Here is a 12972-nt window from a genome sequence, read left to right as displayed (position 1 = left end):
TGACCTTGCCGCAGGACTGCCTCGCCGAGGCGGAGCTGCCCGAACGACCCAAGGCAGTCTGCATCCGCCCGGCACCGGGGCGATTGACATTCCTCAATCGAGGGGCGAACTTCGTCCGCTTTCCTTGATCGGGCCGAAGCTAGAATTCCGCGAGCCGCAGATCGCATGCGTGCTCATGGAGGAAGCTTTCGTGGCGCGTGGTTCCGGCGAAGTCGACGATGACTTGTTGCTCAAGGTCTCGCCCCCGCGGGTCCCGCGCAACCTGGTCTCGCGCGCGAGGCTGTTGTCGACCGAAGCCTCGATCCGCGATCTCCGCGCGATCCTGGTCCAGGCGCCGGCGGGCTTCGGCAAGACCTCCCTGCTGGCCCAGTGGCGACTCGAGCACCTGTCGCACGGCGCTGTGGTCGCCTGGCTGTCGGCGCAGCCGCAGGACGAGCCCCAGCGCCTCGCGCAAAGCCTCGCGCTGGCGGTGCGGCGCGGCGCCGGGCGATCGACCTTCGGCCACACGCTGCTCGAAGCCGTCGGCCCCGGCGGTCTCGAAGGCATCACGGTGTGGCTCGCCGAGCTGGCGCAGTCGGCGCTGGATGTGGTGCTGATCGTCGACGAGGCCGAACGCCTGCCGGCGGCATCGCGCGAGGCGCTTGCCTACCTGCTGCGCAACGCGCCGCCGAACCTGCGGGTGATCGTGGCGGCGCGGCCCGATGTGCACCTGGACATCGACGATCTCGTCGCCTACGGCCAGTGCGTGGTGATCGGCCCGTCCTCGCTGCGGTTCCGGCTCGACGAGACCATGCAGCTGGTGCGCAGCCGGCTGGGCGCCCGCGTGGACAACGACACGGCCGCGCGGCTGCACGAGATGACGGAAGGCTGGCCGCTGGGGCTCCAGCTGGCGCTCACGCTGATCGCCCGGGGCGTCGACGCGCGTGCGGATGTCGCCGGCATCGACATGCTGGGCGCCGAGCTGCATGACCACCTCGTCAAGTTGCTGCTGGCCCGCCTCGACCCCGGCGACAGCGAGTTCCTGGTCCGCATCGCGATCCTCGACCACCTGCATCCGGCCCTGTGCAGCGCGGTCACGGAAAACCCGGGCGCGAGCGAGCGGCTGGCGCGGCTCGGGCGCGACACGCCGGTCTTCGCCGCCTCCGAGCGCGGCGACTGGCTGCGCATGCACACCCTGGCGCGCGAGGTGCTGCGCAAGCTCTTCCTGGACTTGCCTCCCGTGCAACAGGGGCTGGCCCACTCGCGAGCGGCGCAATGGCTGGCCGAGCACGGATTGCTCGAAGACGCGGCCCGGCATGCCCTGACCGCGGGCGAGCATCAGAAGGCCTACGAACTGGCCGAACGCAGCCTCTACGAGTCCATCATGCGGCACGGCCGGCAGGGTGCGGTGCTCGATTGGCTCGCGGAGCTGCCTGCCGACGAACTGGACCGCAGGCCACGGCTGCTGCTTGCCGCCGCCTGGACGCTGGCGGTCAGCGAGCGGCACGAGGAAGCCGGGCGGCTGGTGGCGCGCATCCTCGCCCAGCCCGAAGTGCGCGACGAATTGCGCTGCGAGTGCGCGCTGATCCTCGGTGGCGCGGCGGTCTTCGCGGACGATCCGGACCGCTTCGCGGCGCTGCACGATCCCTGGTCGGGCGCGGTGCCGCTGCACGACCCCATGCTGCTGCAGGTGCATGCCAACCGCACCGCCTACCGCGCGTTGCTCGAAGGCGAGCCGGCGCTGGCACGCCTGCGCGAGCAACAGGCGCCGCGCGGCGATTTCGGTCGCGGCGCGGGTTACACCCGGCGCTGGGGCGAGCTGATCGTCGGCCTCAGCTACCTCTGGGAAGGCCAGGTCCGGCTGGCCGACGGCCTGCTGCGCCCGGCCGTGGCCAGCGCCGACGCCGAACTGGGGCGGCGCAACCGCTTCAGCTGCATGCTGGCGGCCCTGCAGGCGGCCGCGGCCTGGGAGTGCGATCGCCCGCACGATGCGGCCACCGTGCTGGCCGATCGCCTGGACATCCTGGAGCACAGCGGACTGCCCGAATCCCTGCTGCTGGCCTACCGCACCCTGGCGCGGATGGCCGCGGCCGAGGGCGCCGAACACCGCGCGCTCGAATTGCTCGAAGCCCTCGATGCGGTCGGCGCGGCCCGGCGGCTGCCGCGCTTGCGCATCGCCAGCCTGACCGAGCAGGTCCGCCTGCATGCCGGGCGCTACCGCTCGCAAAGCTGTCGCGAGCTCTGCGAGCGGATCGATGCGCTGTGGCGCGACGACCGCTTGCCGCAGGGGCCGTTGTGGCGCCAGGGCGTGGCGCTGTTGCGGGAGGTGGCGCAGGGCTATGCGGCGATCGCGGCGAAAGACTGGCGCTACGCGCTCGAACCGCTGGCGCGAGCCGACGAGCTGGCGCGGGGGCTCAAGCAGGGTCGCCTGCGCATCGAACTCCTGGGCCTGCACGCCTTCGCCCTCGACCGCTGCGGCGAGGATTCGCAGACCCGCCTGCGCGAAGCGGTGGACCTGGCCGACACCTACGGACTGCGGCGGGTCTTCGCGGACGCCCATCCCGATCTCGGGGACTGGGTGGATCGGGTCGCGGCCGGCGGGCCCCGGCGCTCGGCGCCGGTGACTGCGCCGGCGTCGCCCGCTCCCAGGCCGGCGGAGGCGCCGGAGCTGCCGCGGCCGGCCACGGCCTACGGCATGGTGCTCACGCCCAAGGAGCGCGAGGTAATGGATTTGCTGGCGCGCAACCTGTCGAACAAGGAGATCGGGCGTGCCATGCAGGTGGGCGAGACCACCGTCAAGTGGCACGTGAAGAATCTCTTCGCCAAGCTCGACGCCGGCACCCGCAAGCAGGCCGTCGTCCGGGCCCGCATCCTCGGGCTGATCAAGCCCGCGGCCTGACTCGCCTGCGCGGCGCCGTGGCGCCCGCCGGTCCCTGGGAAAGGAGGGGTGCCCCTCCCGCAAGGAGGGGGCGCCGAAGGGCGCATTTTCCTATTCTCGGTGCCTGCGGAGCCCACGAACCAGGGCCCGCTCCCATGCAACGAGCCCGGCCGACGGCCGGGACGCACCACGGAGACAACAAGGCCATGATTCCAGAGACCCTTTCGAAGCCGCCGCAGGCCGCGCCCGCCGTCGTGTCGGCCGCCGCGCTGAAGACATCCATCCAGGTCGAGCCGCTGACCTGCACGATCGGCGCCGAACTGCGCAACGTGCACCTCGGCGCAGCCTCGCGCGACGCCGCGCTGATGACCGAGCTGCGCGGCCTGCTGCTCAAGCACAAGGTGCTGTTCTTCCGCGACCAGGACATCACGCGCGCCGAGCACGTGGCGTTCGCCCGCTGCTTCGGCGAGCTGGAGGACCACCCGGTGGCAGGCAGCGATCCCGAGAACCCGGGCCTGGTCCGCATCTACAAGGACCTCGACAGCAAGAAGGAGCACTACGAGAACGCCTGGCATTGCGACGCCACCTGGCGCGAGCAGCCGCCGTTCGGCTGCGTGCTGCGCTGCGTCGAGACGCCCGCCGTCGGCGGCGACACGATCTGGTCGAACATGGCCGCGGCCTACCAGAACCTGCCCGAGACGATCAAGGCGCAGATCGTCCACCTGCGGGCCAGCCACAGCATCGGCTCGACCTTCGGCGCCGCCATGCCCATCGAGCAGCGCCGCAAGCTCCAGGCGCAGTACCCCGATGCCGAGCACCCCGTGGTGCGCACGCATCCCGAGACCGGCGAGAAGATCCTTTTCGTCAACGCCTTCACGACGCACTTCGTGAACTTCCACACGCCGGACAACGTGCGCTACGGCCAGGACTTCGCACCCGGCGCCAGCCAGCTGCTGAACTACCTGGTCAGCCAGGCCGCCATTCCGGAGTTCCAGGTGCGCTTCCGCTGGCAGAAGAACAGCGTCGCCTTCTGGGACAACCGCTGCACCCAGCACTACGCGGTGCAGGACTACTGGCCCGCGGTGCGAAAGATGGAGCGCGCCGGCATCGTCGGCGAAGCGACCTTCTGAGCAGAGACCCATCCCTTTCTTGACCCTTCTTCCCACCAGGTCCTCACCATGAACTTTCTCGACGGCTCCCTCTATCCCGAGAACCAGCAGCCCCTGATCATCACCGCCGCGCCCTATGCGCCGTCGTGGGTGCCCTCCGACTTCCCCGAGGACATCCCGGTGACGATGGATCAGCAGATCCAGAAGGCGGTCGACTGCTACAACGCCGGCGCTACCGTGCTGCACCTGCATGTGCGCGAACTCGACGGCAAGGGCAGCAAGCGCCTGTCCAAGTTCAACGAGCTGATCGCCGGCGTGCGCCACGCGGTGCCCGAGATGGTCATCCAGGTCGGCGGCTCGATCAGCTTCGCACCGGAGTCCGAGGGCGCGGCCGCGAAGTGGCTGAGCGATGACACGCGCCACATGCTGGCCGAGCTCGACCCCAAGCCCGACCAGGTCACGGTGACCATCAACACCTCGCAGATGAACGTGGTCGAGCACTGGGAGTACGAGGACTACAAGGGCACCTCGATGGAAGACCCGGCGGTCTTCAATGCCTACAAGGAGATGACGGTGCCGGCCCAGCCCGGCTGGGCCGAGGAGCACATCCGGCGCCTCAACGATGCCGGCATCCAGAGCGCCTTCCAGTGCTACAACATCAACAGCTTCGAGTCGGTCGAGCGGCTGATGCGCCGCGGCGTCTACAAGGGCCCGCTGGTGATGAACTGGGTGGCGATCAGCGGCGGCATGGATGCGCCGAACATCTACAACCTGTCGAACTTCGTGCGCGCCACGCCGGACGGCGCCGTGCTGACGGTGGAAAGCTCGATGCGCAACGTGCTGCCGGTCAACATGATGGGCATCGCGATGGGCCTGCACGTTCGCTGCGGCACCGAGGACAACCTCTGGAACCAGGCCCGCACCCGGAAGATGAGCACGGTCGAGCAGATCGAGCAGCTGGTGCGGATCTCGCGCGAGTTCGGCCGCGAGGTGGCCACCGCCCGGCAGGCGCGCGAGATCTGCAAGATCGGCGTCTTCTACGACACCGTCGAGGAGTCGCTGCTGGCCAACGGCTTCGCGCCCAATCGCAACGGGGCGCACCAGGGCTTCCTGCGCAAGGCGGCCTGAGACCGACATGCGCTTCGCCTCGGCTCCCACCGTCCTGATCGTGCCCGGCCTGCGCGACCGCGTGGACGCGCACTGGCAGACGCTGCTGGACGCCCGGCTGCGGGCCCGCGGCCGCAAGGTGCGCACGGTGCCGCCGATGGGCCGCAGCGATCTCGACTGCGCCGCGCGCGTGGAGGCCATCGAACGCGAGGCGCAGTCCATCGACGGCCCGCTGGTCCTGGTCGCCCACAGCGGGGGCTGCGTGATGGTCGCCCACTGGGCACGCCGGACCCGGCGTGCCGTCCACGGCGCGTTGATGGCCACGCCGCCGGACTTCGAGCAGGCGCTGCCCGAGGGCTATCCCACGCTGGCCGACCTGAGCGCCGGCGGCTGGTTGCCCGTGCCGCGCGAGCCGCTGCCGTTTCCGAGCATCGTGGCGGCGAGCCGCAACGATCCGCTCGCTGCCTTCGACGCGGTCGCGCGACTGGCGCAGGGCTGGGACAGCCGTCTGGTCGACCTGGGAGAGGTCGGCCACCTCAACCCGGCCTCCGGCTTCGGCGAGTGGCGCCGGGCCGAACAGTTCGTTGACGAGCTCGCCGCTTCGGAAACGACCACCGGCTGATCGCCGGTCATCCCCCAATTCAAGGAGACAAATCATGGCAAAAGCCATTCGCCTGCACGAGACCGGTGGCCCGGAAGTGCTCAAGCTGGAAAGCGTCGACATCGGCGAGCCGGGACCGGGGCAGGCGCGCGTGCGCCACACCTACGTCGCCGTCAACTTCATCGACATCTACTTCCGCACCGGCCGCTATCCCTTGCCCAAGCCCAACGGGCTGGGCTCCGATGCGGTGGGCGTGGTCGAGGCCGTCGGCGCCGGCGTGACCGAGGTCAAGGTCGGCGACCGCGTGGGCTATCTGATCGGACCGCAGGGCGCCTATTCGGAAGTCCGCCTGATGCCTGCCGACGTGCTGATTCCGCTGCCGGACGGCGTATCGGACAGCACCGCATCGACCCTGATGATGAAGGGCATGACGGTGCAGTACCTGTTCCGCCAGGTGTTCCCGCTGCAGGGCGGCGAGACCATCCTGTACCACGCGGCCGCCGGTGGCGTGGGCCTGATCGCCTGCCAGTGGGCGCGCGCCATGGGCGTGACGATGATCGGCACCGTGAGCACCGACGAGAAGGCCGAGGCCGCGCGCGCGAACGGCTGCGCCCACACCATCGTGACCTCGCGCGAGAACATCGCCGAGCGCGTGCGCGAGATCACCGACGGCAAGGGCGTGCCGGTGGTCTACGACTCGGTCGGCAAGGACACGCTGGAGGCCTCGCTCGACAGCCTGCGCCCGCGCGGCGTGCTCGTCAGCAACGGCACCAGTTCGGGTCCGGTCGTGATCGACACGATGGCGCTCGCCGCCAAGGGCTCGCTGTGGGTCACGCGGCCCGCGATGATGCACTACATCATGCCGCGCGCCCACATGCTCGACATGACCCGGGAGCTGTTCGGCCATGTGCTGGAGGGCCACATCGTCAGCGAGCCGAAGCAGGTCTTCGAGCTTGCCGATGCCGCCGAGGCGCACATCGCGATCGAGTCGCGCCGGACCATCGGCGCCACGGTGCTGGCGATCCGGCCATGAACACCGCTGCGCTTCGGGAAGCGGCGCCGGGCCGCGACGACGGCTATCTGTTCAGCCGGGGCCAGGCCTGGTTCGCCTTCGCGATGACCATCGGCCTGATGATGGTCGACTACATCGACCGGCAGGTCATCGTGTCGCTGTTCCCGTACCTGAAGGCCGAATGGAACCTGTCGGACAAGCAGCTCGGCGGGCTGGTGTCGGCGGTGTCGGTGACGGTCGCGCTGGGCGCGATTCCGGTGGCCCTGCTCGCCGACCGCGGCAGCCGCGTCCGCAGCGTGGTCGTGATGGCCCTGGTCTGGAGCCTGGCGTCGATCTCCTGCATGTTCAGCCGCGGCTACGGCCAGCTGCTGGCGGCGCGCTCGCTGGTCGGCCTCGGGGAGGCGGGCTACGGCTCGGTGGGCGCTGCGCTGATCGCGAGCCATTTCCCGGCTCGGCTGCGCGGTGCCTTGCTGGCGGGCTTCTTCGCCTCCGCCTCGGTCGGCTCGGTGCTGGGCGTGCTGCTCGGCGGCGTGATCGCGGCGCGCTTCGGCTGGCAGGCGGCTTTCGGCATCGTCGGCGTGCCGGGCCTGGTCCTCGCGTTGCTGTACCTCAAGGTCCGCGACTACCCGACCGTGAAGCTCACGCCGAGGCTGGACCGGGCCACCCGATCCACGCGCAGCGCCGCCGGCGCCATCGTCCAGGCGCTGATCCGCACGCGGACCCTGCTGTGGCTGTGCATTGCCGGCGCGGCCCAGCTGGTCGTGGTGTCGGCGATCTGGTCCTGGCTGCCGAGTTTCCTGAACCGCGTCCACGGCGTCGTGCCGGAAAAGGCGGCCATGAGCGCGGCGCTGGTGGTGTTCTGCGGCGCGCTGGGCAGCGTGGTCTGGGGTGCGGTAGCCGATCGCGCCGGCCTGCGCCGGCCGCGCGCCCGGCTTTATGTCGTGGCGCTGCTGTGCGTGGCATCCATGCTGGTGCTGATGCTGGGCTTCGGCGGTGCGCGCCTCGGGCTCGCCATCGACGCCCAGGCCCAGTTCGCGCTGCTGGCGGCAGGCGGCTTCCTGATGACCTGCACGGTCGGCCCGCTGCCGGCCGCGGTCATCGACGTGGTCCACCCCGGCATCCGCGCCACCGGCGCATCCGTGATCTCGCTGTTCCAGAACCTCTTCGGCCTGGCTGCCGGACCGCTGGTCGCAGGCTTCCTGTCGGATGCCTGGACGCTCGAATTCGCGCTGACGGCGGTGCCCGCCTTCAGCCTGCTGGCTGCCGGCGCGCTGCTGGTGGCCGCACGGACCTACGAGGCGGACCTCCAGCGGGCCTGCCAGGCCGCGCAAGCCACCGAACTCCCGGCCGAAGCGCCGATGCCGGCCGCCGTGCAGCCGGCGCGCAAAGCCATGGCCTGAACCGGGCCGATCCCCCACCCACCGAAACCGAGAGAATCTCCATGAACGGATTGATGATGGAGCAGCCGTTGCTGATTTCGACGCTGCTCACCCATGCCGAACGCCACCACGGCGAACAGGAAATCGTGTCGCGCCGCGTCGAGGGCGACATCCATCGAAGCACCTATCGCGAACTGGCCGAGCGCTCGCGCCGGCTGGCCAACGCACTGGCGGCGCGCGGCATCGCGTTCGGCGATCGCGTCGCCACGCTGGCCTGGAACGGCTATCGCCACATGGAGCTGTACTACGCGGTCTCCGGATCGGGCGCCGTGCTGCACACCCTCAACCCCCGGCTGCACCCCGACCAGGTGGTGTGGATCGCTGACCATGCGCAAGACCAGGTCCTGTTCTTCGACCTGAGCTTCCTGCCGCTGGTCGAGGCGATCGCCTCGCGCGTGTCGACGGTCAAGGCCTTCGTGGCGATGACCGACCGGGCGCACATGCCGGTGTCGGCCAAGCTGCCCGGCCTGCTGTGCTACGAGGAACTGGTCGAAGCCCATTCGCCCGATTTCACATGGCCCAGCTTCGACGAGAAATCCGCTTCGTCGCTCTGCTACACCTCGGGCACGACCGGGCATCCGAAGGGAGCGCTCTACAGCCATCGCTCGACACTGCTGCACACCTACGCCGCGGCACTGCCGGATGCGCTGAACTGCTCGGCCAACGACGTGATCCTGCCGGTGGTGCCGATGTTCCACGTCAACGCCTGGGGGCTGCCGTACGCCGCCTGCATGGTCGGCGCCAAGCTGGTCTTCCCCGGACCCTGGCTCGACGGCAAGTCGCTGCACGATCTGTTCGAAGCCGAAGGCGTGACCATGTCGGCCGGCGTGCCCACGGTGTGGCAGGGCCTGCTGGCCCACGTGGAGGGCAACGGCCTCGCGTTCAGCACCATGCGCCGCACGGTCATCGGCGGCTCGGCCTGTCCGCCGGCGATGATGCGCGCCTTCCAGGAGCGCTACGACGTCCAGGTGCTGCACGCCTGGGGCATGACCGAGATGAGCCCGGTGGGCACGGTCTGCACGCTCAAGCCCGCGCACCGTGCGCTGGACGCCGAGGCGCGCATGGCGATCCAGGCCAAGCAGGGGCGGTCGGTGTTCGGCGTCGACATGAAGATCGTCGGCGAGGACGGCAAGGCGCTGCCGCACGACGGCAAGGCCGCCGGCGAGCTGATGGTGCGCGGCCCGTGGATCATCTCGAACTACTTCAAGGGGGAAGGCGAGGGCCCGCTGGTCGACGGCTGGTTCCCCACCGGCGACGTGTCGACCATCGACGCCGACGGCTTCATGCAGATCACCGACCGCAGCAAGGACGTGATCAAGTCCGGCGGCGAATGGATCGGCTCGATCGACCTGGAAAACATCGCGATGGCCCATCCGGCCGTGGCCCTGGCCGCCTGCATCGCCGCCCGCCATCCGAAATGGGACGAACGCCCGCTGCTGGTCGTGACCACCAAGCCCGGCGAGCAGCTGTCGCGCGACGAACTGCTCGGTTTCTACGACGGCCGCATCGCCAAGTGGTGGACGCCCGACGACGTGGTCTTCGTCGACCAGCTTCCGCTCGGCCCGACCGGCAAGGTGCAGAAGAACAAGCTGCGCGAGGCCTTCCAGGACCACCTGCTGGCGGCCCAGCCATGACAGCGCCGACGAATGAGCGGCGAGACCCTGTTTCTCGCCATACTGGCGTCCGCGCTGCTGCGCCGGGCGCCCTGACCCCCCAAGAATCCGGACACAGGAGACGAAGCATGAGATCGAAGAACACCCTGCGGCAGGCCGCCCGCGCCGCCTCGCTGGCCTGCGTGGCGGCCGCCTGCCTCGCGGCAACCGCGAGCCATGCCCAGGCGCAGGCGCCCAAGTGGCCTGACAAGACCGTGCGCATCATTGCAGCGGGTCCGGCGGGCGGTTCGGCGGACATCGTCGCGCGGCTGCTGGCCGACAACTTGTCGCGGGACTCCGGCCAGCCGGTGGTGGTCGATCCCAGGCCCGGCGCCGGCGGCGTGCTCGCGGTGAACGAACTCTCGCAGGCACCGCACGACGGCTACACGGTGCTGGTCGCCGTGAATTCGCTGGTCAGCGAGATTCCCCATATCGTCAAGCTGCGCGTCGACATGGCGGCGGAGATCAAGCCTGTGGCCGAGCTCGGCCGCGGCGGGCTGGTGCTGGTCGGTGCGCCGTCGGTGCCGGCGAAAAATTTCGGCGAACTGCTCGGATGGGTCAAGAGCCATCCCGGCACGGTCAGCTACGCCTCCTACACGGCCGGCACGCTCTCGCACGTCCTCGGCCTCCAGCTCAACAAGGCCGCCGGCATCGACATGACGCACGTGGGATACAAGGGTTCGACGCCTGCGCTGACCGACGTCATGGGCGGCCACGTGCCGCTGATGTTCGACGCCATGCCGAGTTCGCTGCCGCTGGTCAAGGCCGGCAAGATCAAGGCCTTCGCGGTCAGCACGCCCAAGCGGTCCGCGCTGCTGCCCGAGGTGCCGACCTTCACCGAGCTCGGCTACCCGCAGCTCGAGGCCACGGGGTGGATGGGCCTGTGGATCAAGCCCGATGTGCCTGCCGCGCAGCAGGCCCGGGTTCGCGAAGCCGCGCTCAAGGTGCTGGCCATGCCCTCGGTCCGCGAGCGCCTGCAGGACATCGGCTTCGAGCCCGGCCAGCCGCGCAGTCCCGAAGAGCTGGCCAAGTCGCTCAGCGCCGACTATCAGCGCATGGGTTCGGTGCTGAAGTCGATTGACTTCAAGCCCGAGTAGCCGGGGCGACGGGAAGCCTTTGCCGTCGCCGAAACTCTGCTGGCGTGCAGCCGACTTCCCGCTTGAAGAACTTGCTGAAGTTGGTGGCTTCCTCGAAGCCCAGCTTCTCTGCGATGGCGACGCCGGGCATGTCGGTATGCACCAGCAGACGTTTCGCTTCCAGGTTGACCCGCGCCGCGATGAAGGCCTTGGCTGTCATGCCCATCGCCCCTGTCACTGCGCGTGCCAGGCTCTTCTCGGTGTAGCCGAGCTGGCTGGCGTAGTCGGCCACCTGGTGCCACCGAGAGAAGCGCTCTTCCACCAGCTGCTGGAAACGTTTGAAGCGTTGGGATGCCGTAGAGATCAGCGGGTCTTGCGCTTGTTGCCGGCCTTGCAGAATGCTCAGCCGCGTCAAGAGCGCATGGAGCTGGTGGCGCAGCAGCGCATGCACGTCTTCCAGAGGGGCGTCGATCAGCGTGTCCTCCCGCATCTGCTGGATCGAGTCGGTCACCCTTCGCAGGTCATCGCTGCCGAGGAGCACATGTTCCGGCAGCCTCGCCAGATCGACCGCGAGCTTGGAGTCGCGCATCGTGGCCGAAACGGGCAGCACGAATTCGGGGCGGAACAGAACGTTCAAGCCGTCCCAATCCTCATCACTTCCGTAGTTGTGGGCCTGCCCCGGTCGCAGCACGAGCAGCGACCCCGGCTGGCAGCAGATCGACTTGAAGTCGACCACCTGGGTGCATGCCCCCTGCGTGACGCACACCAAAGTGTGGAACTCGTACCGATGCGTGGTCCGGACCTTGGCCTTGCTGCCTCGATGCCTGAGGTCGGAGACCGTGAAGACTTCCAGATCCAGAGCGTAGCTCGCTCGCGGGCTATAGCCCAGAGGCTGAATGTTGGCACTCGATTTCGAGCTTCCTGCCGCGGAACGAGCCGACCTCGATGTCTTGTACGCTCCCCTCTTTGCCCTCGATGTCTTGAAAGTATCAGCCATTGGCCTGTTTCTATCGTTCAATTTGGCTCACATCGTCCAATAATAACCAAGGACAGGCCAATATTCACAACGCATCGACGCAGGAGCGCACCATGAACAACATCGACATCACCAAGGCCTACATCAAGGCCGTACAAACCGGCGACCAAGCCACGTTGGGCAACATCATTTCGCCCGAAGTGGTCTGGCACCAGCCGGGCAACAACCAGTTTTCTGGCACGCATCGCGGCATCGCAGCGGTCGCAGCGCTGCTTGGCAGGATGATGGAAGTGTCCAAGGGAACGTTCGCGATCACCCGCGCCGACCACTACATGGCCAATGGTGACTGGGTGGCCATCACCTTGGAATTCGCTGGCGAGGCGAATGGCATCGAACTCAGGCAGCCGGGCGTCGACCTCATCCGCATCGAAGGCGGCAAGATCGCTGAAGTCCGGCTGTTCTCCAGCCATCAAGATCAGGAGGATGCGTTCTGGGGACGTTGAGCGACAGCGCCCAAGCCCAGCCCGGCTGGGCTGGGCTGGGCTGGGCTGCAAGCCTGGCGATTGCGTCTAGAGCATCTGCTCGCCGGTGGCGCGGATATCCACGCGCCGGTTCGGCTCGAAGCAGGCGATCAGCGCGGTGCGGTTCCTCGCCTTGCCCTGGGCCCTGCAATCGGCTTCGGTGACCTTCAGCTCATTGAAGCCACGGCCTTCGGCCCGGATGATGTTGGCCGGCACGCCTTGGCTGACCAGGTAGTCGCGCACCGAGTTGGCCCGTGCCACGGACAGGCGCTGGTTGAATTCGGCGCTGCCGATCGGATCGGTGTGCCCGACGATGGAGATCTCCCGCAGCCGGATGCCCGAGGCCCTCAGTTCCTTGAGCGTGTTCTCGATGCGGGTGCGCCCGGCCGGCGTCAGGTCGGACTTGGCAAACGCGAAGGTGCCGTCAGCCTTGAGCTCGAAGTTGCGCACCGCCGGGGGTGGCGGCGGCGGCGGCGGTGGCATCGCCGCGGGCGGGGCCGGCGGCGGGGCTGCCTGTGCCACGCGCGGCGCCGCCCCGAAGGGAATCTGCAGGCCGACCGAGAACAGCCAGTCGTTCATGCTCTGCCGCCCGCCCAGCCGGCTGTTGTTGGCGTTGTCGACA

Annotated in this window: 11 protein-coding genes; 9 read left to right on the top strand and 2 right to left on the bottom strand. The window is 68.9% G+C overall.

Going from position 1 to position 12972, the window contains the following annotated elements; all coding sequences use genetic code 11:
- Positions 1-190: 190 nt before the first annotated feature.
- The 8 genes from QTI45_RS20715 to QTI45_RS20680 all read left to right on the top strand — a co-directional run bounded on the left by QTI45_RS20715 (position 191) and on the right by QTI45_RS20680 (position 10874).
- Complete coding sequence (locus QTI45_RS20715) at positions 191-2878, top strand: winged helix-turn-helix domain-containing protein (RefSeq protein WP_353621321.1); 2688 nt, start codon at positions 191-193, stop codon at positions 2876-2878.
- Between the two features lie 260 nt (positions 2879-3138).
- Positions 3139-3987, top strand: a complete 849-nt coding sequence (locus QTI45_RS20710; RefSeq protein WP_286655981.1) for a TauD/TfdA dioxygenase family protein — start codon at positions 3139-3141, stop codon at positions 3985-3987.
- Between the two features lie 48 nt (positions 3988-4035).
- The gene (locus QTI45_RS20705) at positions 4036-5094 is read left to right on the top strand and encodes a beta-keto acid cleavage family enzyme (protein WP_286367844.1); all 1059 of its coding nucleotides are present in this window, start codon (positions 4036-4038) and stop codon (positions 5092-5094) included.
- A gap of 7 nt (positions 5095-5101) precedes the next feature.
- Complete coding sequence (locus tag QTI45_RS20700; RefSeq protein ID WP_286655730.1) at positions 5102-5695, top strand: RBBP9/YdeN family alpha/beta hydrolase; 594 nt, start codon at positions 5102-5104, stop codon at positions 5693-5695.
- Between the two features lie 34 nt (positions 5696-5729).
- Positions 5730-6707 (top strand): quinone oxidoreductase family protein, encoded by a 978-nt coding sequence (locus QTI45_RS20695; RefSeq protein ID WP_286655729.1) that lies wholly within the window; start codon positions 5730-5732, stop codon positions 6705-6707.
- A complete protein-coding gene (locus QTI45_RS20690) occupies positions 6704-8086 on the top strand; it encodes an MFS transporter (RefSeq protein ID WP_286655728.1) in 1383 nt (460 codons plus the stop codon). Before QTI45_RS20695 ends, QTI45_RS20690 begins: the two co-directional genes overlap by 4 nt.
- A 41-nt stretch (positions 8087-8127) precedes the next feature.
- Positions 8128-9759, top strand: coding sequence for a 3-(methylthio)propionyl-CoA ligase (locus QTI45_RS20685; protein ID WP_286655727.1), 1632 nt, complete (start codon positions 8128-8130; stop codon positions 9757-9759).
- 107 nt (positions 9760-9866) lie between these two features.
- The gene (locus QTI45_RS20680) at positions 9867-10874 is read left to right on the top strand and encodes a Bug family tripartite tricarboxylate transporter substrate binding protein (RefSeq protein WP_286655726.1); all 1008 of its coding nucleotides are present in this window, start codon (positions 9867-9869) and stop codon (positions 10872-10874) included.
- On the opposite strand, the gene QTI45_RS20675 is transcribed toward QTI45_RS20680, so the two are convergent.
- A complete protein-coding gene (locus QTI45_RS20675; RefSeq protein WP_286655725.1) occupies positions 10861-11850 on the bottom strand; it encodes a helix-turn-helix domain-containing protein in 990 nt (329 codons plus the stop codon). The genes QTI45_RS20680 and QTI45_RS20675 overlap by 14 nt on opposite strands.
- Positions 11851-11942: 92 nt before the next feature.
- Here QTI45_RS20675 and QTI45_RS20670 point away from each other — a divergent pair, with 92 nt between their 5' ends.
- Positions 11943-12332, top strand: coding sequence for a nuclear transport factor 2 family protein (locus QTI45_RS20670; RefSeq protein WP_286655724.1), 390 nt, complete (start codon positions 11943-11945; stop codon positions 12330-12332).
- 66 nt (positions 12333-12398) lie between these two features.
- On the opposite strand, the gene QTI45_RS20665 is transcribed toward QTI45_RS20670, so the two are convergent.
- Positions 12399-12972: OmpA family protein (locus QTI45_RS20665; RefSeq protein WP_286655723.1), on the bottom strand; the 574-nt coding region annotated here is incomplete at its 5' end.

The sequence above is a fragment of the Variovorax saccharolyticus genome, from assembly GCF_030316765.1.
In the GTDB taxonomy this organism is placed as follows: domain Bacteria; phylum Pseudomonadota; class Gammaproteobacteria; order Burkholderiales; family Burkholderiaceae_C; genus Variovorax; species Variovorax saccharolyticus.
The sequence above is the reverse complement of the archived record's forward strand: the minus strand, read 5'-3'. Positions and strand labels throughout refer to the sequence as shown.